Raw genomic sequence first — 14,668 nt, 5'->3', positions numbered from 1 at the left:
GGAGTCCTGACACTTATACGTACACTATCGGAACATAATTGTTACAGCAACAGGGAAGACTGCGAGAAATAGTTCCATCAGTCATGGATATCCTCCGGTCAAAATTCCTGAATTACGCACATACAAGACCGTTTCGGGAGCAATTGCCCCCGCCGCCATGCAGCCCAGGCGCCGGGGATTGTGACGCGGGCAACTACTTTGCCCCAGCCCGGTTCTTGACCACCCTGGTCTCATTCCATATCCTCGCCACTGTCCCAATCCCGTCCCGCACCCGAACCCCGGAGGGACCATGCGCCATCGTTGTTTTTCCATTGCCCTCGCCATCGGCCTCTGCTGTTTTTCCTCCACCCCCGTCCACGCGGCGGATGCCCGCACCCAGGGCAAACAGGCCCCGAGCGCCCAGGCGGAGTCCCTGCGGCAAACCGGGGACCTGGTGCCCTACGCCCCGCCCAAGGACGTTTTGCAGGCATACTTCACCGCCAGCGAAAACGCGCCCAAAGACGTTTACGGGCCCATCGCCCTTTACGCCAAAACGCGCGCGTGCCCGGCCGCATGGCTCATAGAGAAGGGCGAGCTGGCGCGGGTGGAGCGCCTCAAGGGCTTGAAGGACATCCCGCCCTTCGAGTTCAGCGTGACCCTGGAGGAGGACTGCCCCGGCAAGGTGACGCACGCGGTGTTCGTGACCTCGCCCGGGAGCACGCCGGAGACCTGGCTCAAGTGGCGCAGCCAGTTCCACGGCGGCAAGGCCCAGGGCTACTACGGCGCGGCCCTGGCCGGGCTCAAGCGCGCCGAGGCCGCCGGGCTGGCCCCCACGGCCGAGCTGCGCTTCCTGTCCGTCAACGGCGAACTGGTGACCACGAATCTTGAGCAGGCGCTCCAACGCGAAGCACGCCTCGCCCCGGTGTTCGATCTGGAAAAGGGCGAGCGGCCGGGCAAGTAGCCCAGGAGCGGACATGGCAGGAAAGAAGATGGTCAGCCCGGCGCAGAACGCGGCCTCCTTGGCCGTGCTGGCGCTTTTGTGCGCTGTTGCCGCGTGGGTGCTGACAACACGCCAGCAGCTGAACCCGGCCGTCGAGGTGGCCCTGCGCGCCCCGGCGCTCAAGGCCGGGCAACCGGCCGGTTCGAGCGCGAACCCCGCCGCCTCCGGCGCGGAGAACGCAACCGAGGCCGGAGCCCCTGGCGCGGCGAAATCCGGCGCCCTGGCCTCCCTGCTGCCGGAGAGCGGGCCGGGTCTCAAGCCTCTGGCCCAGGCCGAATCCTTCACGCCGGTCACCCTCTCGGACAAGATCGACGGCAAGGCCGAGCTGTATTTGAGCGCGGGCTTCGCGGCCATGGCCTGCCGCAGCTACCAGGCCGGCGGCGCGCGCATCGAGGTCTATCTCTACCGCATGAAGTCTGCGGACGCGGCCTTTGCCGTGTTCAGCGGCCAGCGCAGGCCCGGCGCGGCCCAAAGCGCGTTGGCCAAAAACGCCTACCTCACGGAGAACGCGCTGTTCCTGACCAGCGGCGCGCACTACCTGGAGGTCATCGCCGACCGCGCCGGGGCCAAGGCTCCGCTGGAGGCCCTGGCCAAGGCCGTGCTGGCGGGCGTGGGCGAAAGCCCGGCCGACGCCAGGAAGACCGGCGGCGCGGCGGCGCAGCCCCAGGACCTCTTCCCCAAGGCCGGGCTCAAGGCCGACAGCGTGCGTTTGGCCGTGGCCGACGCCTTTGGCTGCCAAGGGCTCACCAGCATGTACACGGCGGAATACGACGCCGGCCCGGCCAGCGCGGGCGGCGGCGCCACGGCCTTTGTCTCGCGCCGCAAGACCCCGGCCGAGGCCCAGGCGACGGCGCAGCTGTATCAACGTTTTCTCACGGACAACGGCTACGCCGTGGCCGCCCAGGCGGGCGCTCCGGCAGGTTCCGTGGTGCTGAGCATGACGGGCAGCGTGGAGTTGCTGTTCGTGCGCGGCGCGTTTTTGCTCGGCGTGCACGACGCCGCAGACCTGTCCACAGCCCTCAAGCTGGCCGCCGCCCTGGACGCCGAACTGAAAGCCAAGGGCCTGGAGAAATAGCATGGCCGACGCGCACGAGAAATCCCCGGACCTTTCACGCCGCGACTTCCTGCGCCGGGTGGCCGGGGCCTCGGCCATCGCCCTGGCCGGGGGCGGCCTGGCAGCCGCCCTGCTGGACAGAAGCGGCCCGCCAGCGCAGCCCAAAACCGCGGAGGCCAAGGGCCTGGGCGATTATTCCATCGAGGCCCTGCGCGGCAAGCCCGGACGCATGGCCATTGTGCGCGCCGACCCGCAGGCCGCCGCAGGCCAGGCGGGACAAGTGGCCCGCAAGGCCATGCTGGAGCGCGCCCTGGCCGCCCTGGGCGGTCTGGAAGCCTTCATCAAACCGGGCGACAGCGTGCTGCTCAAAGTCAACGCGGCCTTCGCCACCTCGTCCACGCTGGGGGCCACCACGCACCCGGACCTCGTCTCGGCCATGGCCGCCCTGTGCCTCAAGGCCGGAGCCGTCCGGGTCGCCGTCACGGACAATCCCATCCATAGCCCGGAAAGCTGCTTCGCCCTCACCGGCATCACCGAGGCCGCGACAAAAAACGGCGCCAGGGTCATTCTGCCCAACGAGGATCTCTTCGCCCCGGTGAGCGTGCCCGACGGGCGGCTCATCCGCGACTGGCCCGCCCTGGCCGGAGCCTTCAAGGGCGTGACCAAGCTCGTCAACCTTTCCCCGGTGAAGGACCACCACCGCGCCGGGGCCTCCATGTGCCTGAAGAACTGCTACGGCTTTTTGGGCGGGCGCAGAAACGTGTTCCACCAGGACATCAACGGCATCATCGCCGAACTGGCGCTCTTGGCCACGCCCACCCTGTGCGTGCTGGACGGCGTCACCGTGATGATGACCAACGGGCCCACGGGCGGCTCGCTCTCCGACCTCAAGGCCGCCCACGTGCTGGCCGTCTCCACGGACCCGGTTGCGGCCGACGCCTTCGGCATGGAGCTGCTGGGCCGGGCCCTCACCGAGGCCCCGTACATCAAGCTGGCCGAGACCGCGCGGGCAGGCACCGCGGACTACAAATCCCTGAACCCGCACTTCTTGGACCTGGGGGCCTGAGCCATGCGCCCCATCCTTCGCATCGTCGCCGCCCGCCGCATCAGCCAGGTCTTCTTCGTCCTGCTCACGCTCTGGCTGTGCGCCGTCAGCACGCTGGGGGCGGGCTTCTTCCGCCTCTCCGGCTGGCCGGTGAACTTCATCCTGTCCCTTTCGCCCCTGACGGCCCTGGGCACGCTGCTCGCCACGCGCACGTGGTACGCGCCGCTCTTGTGGGCCGTGCCGGCGATTCTGCTCACGGCCTTTTTGGGGCGCTTCTTTTGCGGCTTCGCCTGCCCGCTGGGCGCGCTGAACCAGGCCGCCGGCTGGCTGGCACGGCGCGTGGGCGCGCATGTTCCCGGCGCGCGCGGGGCGGCTTTGCGCGCCCGTCTGGCGGACAACGGCCACAGCCCCTGGCAGGCCGCCAAGTACTATCTGCTGGCTTTTCTGCTGGCTGCGGCGTGCTTCGGCAGTTTGCAGACCGGGCTCTTCGACCCCCTGCCGCTGGTCTTCCGCTCCCTGAACATGACCGTGGCCCCGGTGGTCGACGCCGGGTTCCAGGCCCTGTTCACCAAACCCCGGCACTATGCCTCGGCATGGCTCCTGTTCACCGTGTTCGCGGGCGTGCTGGCGCTGAACATCCTGCGGCCCAGGTTCTTCTGCCGCTATGTGTGTCCGCTGGGCGCGCTGTTCGGCATGTTGAACCGCTTCGCGCCCTGGCGCATGGGCAAAAAGGACGACCAGGCCCACGGCGCGTGCGGCAGCTGCACCCTGTGCGACACCTACTGCGAAGGCGCGTGCCGCCCCTCCGGCGAGATCATCGGCAGCGAATGCCTCATGTGCATGAACTGCCTGGACGCCTGCCCGCAAGGCCGCATGACCTTTGCCCCGCGCGCCTCTGCCGGGGGCGAAACGCACCTGCCCGAGCCCACGCGCCGGGGCTTCGTGGTCTCCCTGACGGCCGGGGCCCTTTCCGCGCCTTTGTGGACCATCGGCGGCCTGGCCGAGACGGGCAAGAATCCGCTGCTCATCCGCCCGCCGGGCGCGCTTGACGAAACGCGCTTCCTGTCGCGCTGCATCCGCTGCGGCCAGTGCATGCGCGTGTGCCCCACAAACGTCATCCAGCCCGCCCTGGGCGAGGCCGGCCTGGAGGGCCTTTGGACCCCGGTGCTGAACTACCGCCTGGGTTCGAGCGGCTGCCAGGTGCAGTGCGTGGCCTGCGGGCACGTGTGCCCCACCGCGGCCATCCGCCCCCTGAGCCTGGACGAGAAGCTGGGGCAAGGGCCGTTTGCGGCCAAGGGCCCCCTGCGCCTGGGCACGGCCTTTGTGGACCGCACGCGCTGCCTGCCCTGGGCGTCCGACAGGCCCTGCCTGGTCTGCCAGGAGCTGTGCCCGGTGAGCCCCAAATCCATCTACACGCGCACCACCTTTGAGCCCATACGCTTCGGCCAGGCGCAGTATGTTCTGCACCAGGACGCGCGGGTGTCCCTGTCCGGCCTGGCCAAGCCCGTGGTGAACCTGGGCAGCGGCGACTACTACCTGCGCCCGGCCGCGGCTTCGGGCGCGCAGCCCATGACCGCGCCCGAGCAGGGTCTGCGGCGCATAAACGCCTGCACCTGGGCCGAAAGCGGCCAGACCCTGACCCTGGACGCCACCCCCGACCCCAAACAGGGCTGGAAGCTCACCAGCGGCGACACGCTGGAGATTCTGGTGCGGCTGCAAAAGCCTTACGTGGACCCCGCGCGCTGCATCGGCTGCGGCGTGTGCGAGCACGAATGCCCCATCGCCGGCCTGCGCGGCATCCGCGTCAGCTACGAGAACGAGTCGCGCTCCGGTCCGGGGCGCATGCTGGTCTGAGCCACATCCGGTCACAACACGCCAAAGGAGGCGCGCCATGTCCGATTCCGACACGTCCCGCAGAGCATTCCTCAAGACCCTGGGCCTTGGGGCGGCAGCCGTCGCCGCCGCTCCGGCCGCGGCGGCATTATCCGCCGGCGAGGCCCTGGCCGCGGCGCCCGCCGCCATGCCCAAGCGCATGCTGGGCAAAACCGGCGTCGAGGTGCCCGTGCTGGCCCTGGGCGGCATGTTCGACACCATCAACAACCAGCTGCTGCTGCGCCAGGCCCTCAACTGGGGCGTAACCTACTGGGACACGGCGGAGTATTACGGACGCGGCCAGTCCGAGGAGGGCTTCGGCCGGTTCTTCGGCAAAAATCCGGACCGCCGCAAGGACGTGTTCCTGGTGACCAAGCTGACGCCCAAGGGCGGCGACTTCCCGGCCCGCTTCGAAAAATCCTTGGCACGGCTGCAAACAGGCTATGTGGACCTGTTCTTCGTCCACGGCATCGACTCCATGAGCCAGCTGACGCCGGACATGCGCGCCTTTGCCGCGCAGATGAAGGCGGCGGGCAAGATCCGCCACTTCGGGTTCAGCACCCACGCCAACATGGAGGACCTGCTGCAGGCCGCGGCCAAGGAGGGCGGCCCGGCCGCCGGGTTCGACGTCATCATGCACACGTACAACACCACGGTGATGCACAAGCCCGCCATGCAGGCCGCCATCGACGCCAGCACGCGCGCGGGCATAGGCCTGGTGGCCATGAAGACCCAGGGCATGGGCCCGGCCACGGCGCCCACCCCGGCGGAGATCAAGGTCTCGGAGCAGTTCCTGAAGCGCGGCTTCACCGACAAGCAGGCCCGGCTCAAGGCCGTGTGGGAGGAAAAGCGCGTGGCCAGCATCTGCTCGCAAATGCCGTCCATCAGCATCCTTTCGGCCAACGTGGCCGCCGCGCGCGACCAGACCGCCCTTTCCAGCGCGGAGCGCGGCGCGTTGTTTGAGCTGGCCAGCGCCGAGTGCACGGGCTATTGCGGCGGCTGCGGCAGCATCTGTCAATCCGCCACGGGCGGGCTGCCGGTGAGCCACGTCATGCGCAGCCTCATGTACCACCGCGAGTACGAGGAGCCGGGACTGGGCCGCGCCACCTTCGCCGAACTGCCGGAGGCCGTGCGCGGACGCCTGGCCCAGGCGGACTACGCCAAGGCCGAGGCCGCGTGCCCGCACAAGCTCGCCATCGCCAAGCTGATGCGCGAGGCCGTGGAGACCCTGGCCTAGAGGTGACGTCGCAAGACGCCGCGCCCGGTCCTTCCGGCCGGGCCGAATGGCGGTTTGCCCGCCGCGCGGAATGATTGCTTCGAGAAGTTGTGCTTATGGAGCCGGCGGGGAGACCTGCCGGCTCCCTGCGTTTGCGGGGTGGGGCGTCAGACCAGGCGCGGCCGGGTCCAGCGGTCGATGAAGGCGCGGGTCTCGAACTTGCGCGCCGCGCCGCTGGCGGTCATGGAGCGCACGGTGCCGAACACGGCGCGTTCCGGCCAGGGCCGGTCGTGCACGCCGCCGATGCTCCAGGCGGCCCCGGCGTAGCCGTTCACGTCCCGGCCGTCCAGGGAGAGGGTGTCGTTCAAGCGCAGCACGCGGGCGAGGGCCGTGGCCGCGTCCGGCGACCAGAGCAGGATCTGCTTGGCCCAATACATGCGCAACCAGCCGTGCATGTGCCCGGTGGCGAGCAGCTGCCGCTGGGCCGCGTTCCACAAGGGATCGCGCGTCTCGCCCGCGTCCAGCTGGCCCTCGGTGACCAGATAGGGCCGCACGTCGGCCTTGTGCTTGGCCAGGGTGGCCCGCGCCCAGGCCGGAAACGCCTCCGGGGTGTCGTAATGGGGCGTATGCAGGCAGAAGTTCTCGGCCAGTTCGCGCCGCACGATGAGCTGCTCGAGGAAGGCCTCCCGCGCCTCGCCGGGGGTCTCCGCCTCGGCCAGCACGCGCAGGGCGATGCGCTGGGCCGAAATCTGCCCGAAGTGCAGATAGGGCGAGAGCAGCGACGCGGCGGGCTCCACGGGCGTGTTGCGGTCATCGGCGTAGCGCGGCAGACCGCTGGTCACAAAGCGGTCCAATGCGGCCAGGGCAGCGCTTTCGCCCGGGGGAAAATGCTCTGGCGGCGGGCCGAACTCGGCCAGAAGCGCGGGCCAGTCCGTTGCGGGCAGCGCCGCCGGCCAAGCCGTGGCCTGGGGGGCGACGGGCGGAAAGGGGTCGAGAAATTCCGGCAGCCGCCGCTGTATCTTGGGGCGGATGGTGCGGGCCATGTACTCGGCCTTGTCCGAGGCCGCGCGCGCGGGCACGACGTTGCGGGCGTCCACCTCGATGGCCGGGCACGAGAGCTTGGCCAGCAGGTCGGCCAGCCAGGCGCGCTTGGGCTTCGTGGGGTCGGCGTCTGTGACCAGGAGCCCGGCGCGGACCTGGCGGGCGTAGTCCGCCACGGCCTGCCCCGGCTCGCCGCGCAAGATCACCAGGGGAATGCCCAGGTCCGCAAGGATCGCCTTTGTTTCCGCAAGGCCGTGGACCATGAAGGCGAAATGGGCCAGGGCGGCCAGGGGGTAGTGCCGGGCCAGGCAGAACACCACGGCCAGGGGCTGGCCGCGCTCTGCGGCCAGGGCTCTGGCGTGCAGCAGGGCCCAGTTGTCCGCCGCGCGCATCTCCCGGTGCATCCAGTAAAGCACCGGGCCGGGGTGTTCCAAAGTGGTGTGGATGAGCCGGGCGCGCGCTGGATGCATGGGGTGCCTCCCTTAGGTTGTGCGCGCCACGGCCTGGCGCTGGCGCAGAATGGACAGGCCCCAGGGAACGGCCAGCAGCAGCAGGGTGCCGCCCCAGGCCAGGGCGGCGGGGTTCATGAGCCCCTCTTTGAGGGGAATGACCACGGCCCCGATGACGAAGCTGGCCACGAGGAGCCATTCCTCACGCGGGGAGCCCACGGGGCGCGGCAGCTCGCGCGTGGCGAAAAGCCGCAGGGTGAGGCACAGGGCCACGGGCAGGAACTGGGCCACGCGAAAGTCGCGGTAGCGCGGGTCCACAAGCAGCCCGAAGGTCTGGGACAGCGCGGCCAGACCGAACATCAGGTCCAACAGGCCCACGAGCTCGACGCGGCTTTTGAGGTTGCAGCGCCAGGAGCGCAGCGACTCCAGCCGCGCGATGACCGGCAGAAGCGGCTGCGGGCCAAGCCGCGGGGCAGGCTCTTTGCCGGGGCCAGCCGCGCGGTCGGCCAGTTCGGTGAAGACCAGAAAGCACAACAGCGCGCCGCCGCCGGTCATGAGCACGCCGCTGGCCGCGCCGATGGGGCCGAAGGCCAGGCGCAGGCTTTGCTCCGCGCTGGCGGCCAGCAGCGTGGACAAAAACTGCGCGGCCAGACAGATGAGCGCGGTTTTGCCGAAGCCGCGCGGCGGGCGCAGGGCCAGGGCCAGCCCGGCCAACAACGCGGCCAGGCCGGTGGAGGCGATGAAGGCCATGAGCCAGTAGGGCTTCTCGCTCACCGGGCCGGTCAGGGGGAACTTCATGTGCCGGTCCACGTCGATGAGGCCCCAGTTGCCGCCCACGGTGCCTTCCTGGTTGGCCTTCCAGGGCTCGTCAAAGAGCTCGAAGATATTGAAGTCGATGCCGCGCTCCTCGGCCGTGTTCATGATCTGGCGCACAAAGGTGGCCTGGGCCACGCGGCCGGGCACGGCGCCCTCGCGCACGCGCCCCGCGCTGGGCCAGCCTATTTCGCCTATGAGCACGGGCTTGCCGGGGTAGGCCTGGCTGATCTTGGCGTGGGCCTCCAGCATATGGCCGATGGTGCGGTCCAGCGGCGTGGGCGTGTTTTCCCAGTAGGGCAGCACGTGGATGGTGATGGAGTCGACCTCTTTGGCCACCTTGGGATACAAAAGCCAGTATTCCCAAACATCGGCGTAGGTCACGGGCTGCTTGATGGCCGCCTTGACGCGCCGGATGTAGTTGATGAGCAGGTCCGGGGTGACCTCGCCGCGCAGCAGCACCTCGTTGCCCACCACCACGCGGTCCACGGCCTCGGGGTAGTCGTTGGCGGCCTTGATGGCCCCGGCGATCTCCTCCTCGTTGTCCTTGAGGTTCGCGCCGATCCAGGCTCCCAGAATGACCTTGAGGCCGTATTTTTGCGCCAGCTCCGGCACGGGGGCGAACTGCCCGCCGTTGGAATAGGTGCGGATGCGCGTGAAGTGCTGGGCCGCCACGGCCAGGTCCTCCTCCAGCTGCTCCCGCGTGAAGGGCTGGCCAAAGGGGCTCTGCCCGGTGCGATACGGGCTGAAGGAGGCGCTCTTGATGCGCGGGGTCTTGGCGTCGGGTACGTCTTGCGGGCGGCCCTGCACCCACCAGAAGGCGAAATTGAGGGCCGCGGCCAGGGCCAGGGCGACGAGGGCCGTGGAGAACCCGGCCAGAACTTTGAAGATGGGACGCATGAAACCTCCGCAGGGGGACGTGGCTCCGTCCTCCGGTGGACGGGAGGCTTTTGCCTACCCGTTCCCGCCCGGGGATTCAAGCCCCAGGGGACAGGCTGGGCCGTCCGCGCCGGTGGCGAGGACGAAGCGGTTCTTGCCGCTGCGTTTGGCGCTGTACATGGCCTGGTCGGCCAGGGCCATGAGCTCCGCGGGCGTTTTGCCCGCCAGGGGCGCCAGGGCTATGCCCACCGAAGCGCCCACGCGCACCTCGCAGCCGTTGACGCGCACGGGCTCGTTCACGGCGGTGATGACCCTGGTCGCCAAGTCCTCCGGGGCGTAGGCCTCGCAGGGCCAGGTCTCCATGAGCACGAATTCGTCGCCGCCCAGACGCACGCAGTTTTCCGGCCGCGAGATGCACAGCCGCAGGCGGCTGGCCACGGTTTGCAGCAGAATGTCGCCCGCCTGGTGGCCCATGGTGTCGTTGATGGCCTTGAAGCCGTCGAGGTCGAGGAAAAAAAGCGCCAGCACATGGCGGAAGTCCAGCGCGCCGGCCACGAGCTTGGGCAGGGCGTCGGTAAGGAAAAGCCGGTTGGGCAGGCCGGTCAGGGTGTCGTGGTAGGCCGCGTGGTGCAGGTCGTGCACGTTGCTCAGGTCTTTGACGATGCAGTAGAATATTTCCGTGTCGGGCGAGAAGAGCACGTTCCAGTTGAAGCGCTTGTACTGCCCTTTCTCGCAGCGGAAACGAAAGTCGAAGGTGGTGCTGGCCGTGTCGCTGGTGATGAGGCTTTGCAGGGCGGCCAGGGAGCGTTCGCGGTCTTCAAATTCCATGAATTCAAGGAGGTACTTGCCGCGCAGCGCCTCGGGCCAGAAGCCCGTGGCCCGCTGCCAGGCGGAGTTGACGGCCAGGATGCAGCCGTCCATATCGAGCGCCAGGGCCATGTCGTAGGACAGGGCCATCCAGGCGTAGCGCTCGATGTCGAAGAGCCCGGCAACCTGCTCGCTGCCTGCGCCTTCTTCCATCAGTTCCTTTACATTCATAGAAGGAGTCGCTAGCATTTGTCCCTACATAAGTCCATGTCCAGACGAGTGTTACGAAATTTGTCACCGTTGCCAAGGGGCCAGGCCATGACCCGCCAGTCCAACTACGAGACCCTGTTTGTGGCCCGCCAGCCCGTGCTGGACGCCAGCCTGAAGACATGGGGCTATTTTCATTATTATCGGCGCTGTTTGGAGCACACCTACTCGGAATTCTCCGACCCGCTCCAGGCCACGCTTTCCGTCATCCAATGCCTGCCCGCCTGCATGGACACCTGCAGCGGCCCGCACAAGTCCCTCATCCACCTGCCGCCCCAGGCGCTCATGACCGGCATTCCCAAGGCCCTGGGCCCGGCGTGCGTCATGCCCGTGCTGGACTTCTATCCCGGCGACGAGCCCACGTTCCTGCAAGCCCTGCGGGGCCTCGTCGCAGAAGGCTACGAGCTGGCCCTGGACCTGCCCCTGTCCTTCGACCTGGACTCGCAGGTGCTCGACGTGTGCGGCACGGTGATTCTGGACATGCGCACGCCAAGCGCCCAAAACGGCGACCTCAAAACCGTCGTTGCGGTGCTGAAGGCCCGCGGCAAAAAGCTTTTGGCCAAGCGCGTGGAGACCCACGAAGCAGCGGACCTTGCGCGCGAACTGGGCTTCGACCTCTTTGCCGGGCATTTCTTCCGCGAGCCCGTCACCCTGACGCAGCGCAAGATCTCCGCCGCGGAGTCCACCCGGCTGACCCTGCTCGACGTGCTGGCCAAGGGCGAGCCACCCACGGACATGCTCGTCGCGGCCATCGAGGCCGACGCCTCGGTGTCGTACCGGGTGCTCGCCCTGCTCAACTCGCCGCACTTCGGCCTCATCAAGAAGGTCTCCAGCGTGCGCCAGGCCGTGCTGCTTGCCGGCTGGGTGCAGCTTTCCGCCTGGCTCCGGGTCATGGTCATGGGCGATGTGACGCCCTCCAGCAAGGCGCGCGAGCTTTTGCACCTCTCCGCCCAGCGGGCCAAGTTCTTCGAGCTTCTGGCCGTGGCCTCCGACCGGCGCGAGCAGGCCGACAGCCTGTTTTTGCTGGGGCTGTTCTCCCTCTTGCCCGCCATGCTCGACATGTCCATGGAGACCGTGCTGGAGAAGCTGGCCCTTACCGACGACCTGCACGCCGGCCTCTGCGGCAAGCAAGGCCCGTACGCCCCGTGGCTCGGCATGGCCCAGGCCATAGAGGACACGCGCTGGGACGACATGGCCCAGTACGCCCTGGAGCTGGATCTGCCCACGGGCTCCGTGGCCACGGCCTACAACGCCTCGTTCCAGTGGGCCGACACGCTCCTGGTGGCCATTCCCGAAAACGGCCGCCACAACGGAAACGGAAACGACGGAGTTTGACCCCCGGCGCGGCAGGCGCCGCACGCGCATTGGAATAAAGCTTGAGGCGAAACCCGAAGGGATTAAAATAAAGACCGCCGCATTGAGTGCCGTTTTCACTCGTTGAGCAAACGCCGAGAGGTGCCCATGCCCCCGCCCCCGGACAACGCCACCATGACCCTGGCGGGCTTGGCAGCCGCCAACCGCCCGTGGCTGTCCGTACGGCTGGGGCGTCTGGCCGAACTTTCCAACCTGCCGCTGCCGCGCGATCTGGTGGAAAGCGCCGTGGTGGGCTCCTCCAAGGTCCTGGCCGAGGTGCTGAACGCCGAAGGGCACCTGTCCCTCAACGCCGCGGCGTCCGATCCCGTCGTTCAGCTCGGCCGCGAACAGGCCGAGACCCACCAGCAGGCCGGGCTCTCCATGCCCGCCTCCCTCAAAATGCAGCGCCTGCTGCGCCGCGCCTACGACGATCTCGTCCGCGAATCCTGGGTGGAGCGCGACTCGCGCGCCCGCGCCCACGAGGACGTGGAGCATTTTTTCGAGCGCGCCCTGGCCGGTCTCGTGGCCACCTGGACCGGGCACGCCGCCGCCCCGCCCGACACCGCCCTGGCCGACCTCGTGGCCCAGCGCGAGGACGAGCTGCGCCGCGCCCTTGTGGCCGCCAAGAAAATCACCGTCATGATGCACCAGGCCCGGGCCGACACCGAAGCCGCCGCAGCGGAGCTGGCGCGCGTGCGCGAGGGCGAGGCCGGGCTGACGCGCGAGCGCGGGCAGCTCAAGGCCGCCCTGGACAAGGCGCGCACCGAGGCCCAAGCCCTGGGCGCGCGCATCCGCGAGCTGGAGGACGAGCGCACCGCGCTGGGCGGCCGCCTTGCGGACCTGGAGATGACCCTTGCCGCCCACGGCGACGCCGAACGCGCCCGCAAGGACGCGGAGAAGGAGCTGGCGCGGGTGCGCGCCGAGGCCGACAGCGCGCGGGACAAGGCCGAGCGCGCGCGCTTCGAGCTTTCGCAGCTGGAGCAGACCGCGCAGGACTTGCGGGGCCAGGCGGAGCAGCGCGGGCAGACGGCCCAGGCCGAAACCGCGGCCCTGCGCGCCGAGCTGCGCGCCCTGCGCGAGGCCCACGCCAATCTGGCCTCCGAGGCCGAGGCCATGCGCGCCCGCTTGAGCGAAACAGGCTCGCGCCTGACGGAGATGCGCCAGGCCGAGGAGCGGGAGATTCAGGCGCGCCTGGATCGGGCCGCGGAGGACCTGACCAGGGCGAAGGAGCGCATCGCCGCGCTGGAGGCGGACCTGCGCCAGGCAGGACAGGAGAGCCGCACCGCCAAGGCCGCATGGCAAGAGCGCCTCGGCCAAGCCCAGGCGGAGCTCGCCAAGGCCAAGGCCGCGCAGCAGGATGCCGCGGCCAGCGGCGCAGCCCTCATGGCCGAGCGCGACGCCCTGGCCGAAAAATTGAATGGACAAGTGGCCGGGCAACTGGACGCCCTGCGCCAGGAGCTGGCCCAAGCCCTGGCCGAGCGGAACGAAGCCGTCTCCGCCGGGCAGGCCCTGCGCGCGGAGCGCGACGCCCTGGCCGCGCGCCTCAAGGACGCCGAAACCCAGCTCATCCGCATGACCGAGGATTTCAGCCGCACGCAAGTGGAGCTGCTGAACACCCGCGCCGAGCTTGAAGCCTCCGGCAAGCAGGCCGAAGAGGCCCTGGCCCGTTGCGCGGACCTGGCCTCCGGCCGCGACGCCCTGGCCCTGCGGCTCAAGGCGGCCGAGGACGAGCTCGCCCTTGCCCGGCAGCGGGAAGCGGAGCAAAAGGCCGCGCCAACGGGCGACCAGCCTGCGCCCATGGCCGAATTCCCCGCGTTCATGCGCCATGCGCCGAACCGGGTGCCGGTTTCGGGGCAGAGCACGCCTGGAGTGGACGGCTATGTGTTCGACGGCCAGGACGAAACCCAGATGGCCTTTTGGACCTGCGCCGAGGATGCGCGCTCCAACGAGCATGTCCATGACTTCGACGAATACATGGCCGTGGTGGCCGGACGCTACACGCTGCTCATGCAGGGCCAGCGGCTGGTGCTGCTGCCCGGGCAGGAGGTCGTCATTCCGCGCGGCGTGCCCCACGCGGCCGAGGTGGCGGCCGGAACCCGGACCATCCACGCCTTTGGCGGCGCGCGCGTGCGGCGCGAAAGCTAGCCGCCGCAAGACCGCCCGCTTCGCCGCGCACGCTGGCGAACGTCAAAGCCTCATCCCTAGCCGTCAGGCTCGCGGAACCACCCGTCCCGTTACGCCCGCAGGCGCACCGGCTTCGCCAGTTCCGCCAAACCTTCGGCGCGGGTCCGCGCCCTCCGGAACGATTGGCAGCAGCCCACCGAAACCGTCAAGGGCGGGATCACCGTCCCGTGCTCCGGGCTAGGCCAGGCGGCTGCGCGTCCAGTCGACGATTTCGTTGGCGGGGCGGGCGCCCGGCAGGCGGGCGATCTCGCGTCCTTCACGGAAGAGGATGAGCGTGGGGATGGACTGCACCTGGAAGCGCGCGCCCAGGGCCTGCTCCTGTTCGGTGTCGACCTTGGCCAGGCGCACATGGGGCGCCAAAAGCCGCGCGGCCTCCTCGAAGGCCGGGGCCATTGCCCGGCAGGGGCCGCACCACGGGGCCCAGAAGTCCACCAGCAGCGGCAGGCCGTCGCGGTTCAACATGTTCTGCAAAAGCGGCGCGTCGAGGTGCGCCACGCCGCCCACCAGGGGCTGGGCGCACTTGCCGCACACGGCTTGACCCAGGCGGGTCTCATCCACACGGTTCACGGCATGACAGGCGGGGCATAGGATGTTCTTCATAACGCAGAAGGATAGGTTCTTTTCCGCCGCAGGCAAGGCCCGCCCGCGACAAACACACCGGAAGCGTATTTTCCTCAGTATTCTTGCAAGGCCATCGTGCCGCGTCCGC

11 protein-coding genes are annotated in these 14,668 nt (G+C 69.1%); 7 read left to right on the top strand and 4 right to left on the bottom strand.

Going from position 1 to position 14,668, the window contains the following annotated elements:
* Window positions 1-289 precede the first annotated feature (289 nt).
* The 5 genes from ACYQ4W_RS14425 to ACYQ4W_RS14405 are packed head-to-tail and all read left to right on the top strand — an operon-like array spanning window position 290 to window position 6,187.
* Window positions 290-940, top strand: coding sequence for a hypothetical protein (locus tag ACYQ4W_RS14425; RefSeq protein ID WP_459857995.1), 651 nt, complete (start codon window positions 290-292; stop codon window positions 938-940).
* A 13-nt stretch (window positions 941-953) separates the two neighbouring features.
* On the top strand, window positions 954-2,054 hold the full coding sequence (locus ACYQ4W_RS14420; RefSeq protein ID WP_459857992.1) for a DUF6599 family protein: 1,101 nt from the start codon (window positions 954-956) through the stop codon (window positions 2,052-2,054).
* A gap of 1 nt (window position 2,055) precedes the next feature.
* A complete protein-coding gene (locus ACYQ4W_RS14415) occupies window positions 2,056-3,099 on the top strand; it encodes a DUF362 domain-containing protein (protein ID WP_459857990.1) in 1,044 nt (347 codons plus the stop codon).
* Window positions 3,100-3,102: 3 nt separating this feature from the next.
* On the top strand, window positions 3,103-4,932 hold the full coding sequence (locus ACYQ4W_RS14410) for a 4Fe-4S binding protein (RefSeq protein ID WP_459857988.1): 1,830 nt from the start codon (window positions 3,103-3,105) through the stop codon (window positions 4,930-4,932).
* A 37-nt stretch (window positions 4,933-4,969) separates the two neighbouring features.
* Window positions 4,970-6,187, top strand: a complete 1,218-nt coding sequence (locus tag ACYQ4W_RS14405; protein ID WP_459857985.1) for an aldo/keto reductase — start codon at window positions 4,970-4,972, stop codon at window positions 6,185-6,187.
* 146 nt (window positions 6,188-6,333) lie between these two features.
* Here ACYQ4W_RS14405 and ACYQ4W_RS14400 read toward each other — a convergent pair whose 3' ends face one another.
* The 3 genes from ACYQ4W_RS14400 to ACYQ4W_RS14390 are packed head-to-tail and all read right to left on the bottom strand — an operon-like array spanning window position 6,334 to window position 10,368.
* Entirely contained in the window at window positions 6,334-7,677 is a 1,344-nt protein-coding gene (locus tag ACYQ4W_RS14400; RefSeq protein ID WP_459857983.1) for a deoxyribodipyrimidine photo-lyase, read from the bottom strand.
* Window positions 7,678-7,689: 12 nt separating this feature from the next.
* Window positions 7,690-9,369: a glycoside hydrolase family 17 protein gene (locus tag ACYQ4W_RS14395; protein ID WP_459857981.1), complete on the bottom strand. Its 1,680-nt coding sequence runs from the start codon at window positions 9,367-9,369 to the stop codon at window positions 7,690-7,692.
* 54 nt (window positions 9,370-9,423) lie between these two features.
* Window positions 9,424-10,368 carry a PAS domain-containing protein gene (locus ACYQ4W_RS14390; RefSeq protein WP_459857979.1) on the bottom strand — a complete coding sequence of 315 codons (945 nt, stop codon included), beginning with the start codon at window positions 10,366-10,368 and terminating at the stop codon, window positions 9,424-9,426.
* Between the two features lie 105 nt (window positions 10,369-10,473).
* On the opposite strand from ACYQ4W_RS14390, the gene ACYQ4W_RS14385 reads away from it, so the two are divergent.
* Window positions 10,474-11,757: an EAL and HDOD domain-containing protein gene (locus tag ACYQ4W_RS14385; protein ID WP_459857977.1), complete on the top strand. Its 1,284-nt coding sequence runs from the start codon at window positions 10,474-10,476 to the stop codon at window positions 11,755-11,757.
* A gap of 126 nt (window positions 11,758-11,883) precedes the next feature.
* Window positions 11,884-13,920, top strand: coding sequence for a cupin domain-containing protein (locus tag ACYQ4W_RS14380; protein ID WP_459857975.1), 2,037 nt, complete (start codon window positions 11,884-11,886; stop codon window positions 13,918-13,920).
* A gap of 216 nt (window positions 13,921-14,136) precedes the next feature.
* On the opposite strand, the gene trxC is transcribed toward ACYQ4W_RS14380, so the two are convergent.
* Window positions 14,137-14,559, bottom strand: a complete 423-nt coding sequence (gene trxC, locus ACYQ4W_RS14375; protein WP_459857973.1) for a thioredoxin TrxC — start codon at window positions 14,557-14,559, stop codon at window positions 14,137-14,139.
* Window positions 14,560-14,668: the final 109 nt, after the last annotated feature.

Source organism: Humidesulfovibrio idahonensis, from assembly GCF_054657715.1.
Note: the sequence above shows the minus strand (reverse complement) of the source record. Positions and strands in the feature narration are given on the sequence as shown.

Coding starts and splice junctions, on each gene's coding strand:
- ACYQ4W_RS14395 (WP_459857981.1), bottom strand. CDS start 9,369: ATGCGTCCCATCTTCAAAGTTCTGGCCGGGTTCTCCACGGCCCTCGTC.
- ACYQ4W_RS14400 (WP_459857983.1), bottom strand. CDS start 7,677: ATGCATCCAGCGCGCGCCCGGCTCATCCACACCACTTTGGAACACCCC.
- ACYQ4W_RS14380 (WP_459857975.1), top strand. CDS start 11,884: ATGCCCCCGCCCCCGGACAACGCCACCATGACCCTGGCGGGCTTGGCA.
- ACYQ4W_RS14425 (WP_459857995.1), top strand. CDS start 290: ATGCGCCATCGTTGTTTTTCCATTGCCCTCGCCATCGGCCTCTGCTGT.
- ACYQ4W_RS14405 (WP_459857985.1), top strand. CDS start 4,970: ATGTCCGATTCCGACACGTCCCGCAGAGCATTCCTCAAGACCCTGGGC.
- ACYQ4W_RS14410 (WP_459857988.1), top strand. CDS start 3,103: ATGCGCCCCATCCTTCGCATCGTCGCCGCCCGCCGCATCAGCCAGGTC.
- ACYQ4W_RS14385 (WP_459857977.1), top strand. CDS start 10,474: ATGACCCGCCAGTCCAACTACGAGACCCTGTTTGTGGCCCGCCAGCCC.
- ACYQ4W_RS14420 (WP_459857992.1), top strand. CDS start 954: ATGGCAGGAAAGAAGATGGTCAGCCCGGCGCAGAACGCGGCCTCCTTG.
- ACYQ4W_RS14390 (WP_459857979.1), bottom strand. CDS start 10,368: ATGGAAGAAGGCGCAGGCAGCGAGCAGGTTGCCGGGCTCTTCGACATC.
- ACYQ4W_RS14415 (WP_459857990.1), top strand. CDS start 2,056: ATGGCCGACGCGCACGAGAAATCCCCGGACCTTTCACGCCGCGACTTC.
- trxC (WP_459857973.1), bottom strand. CDS start 14,559: ATGAAGAACATCCTATGCCCCGCCTGTCATGCCGTGAACCGTGTGGAT.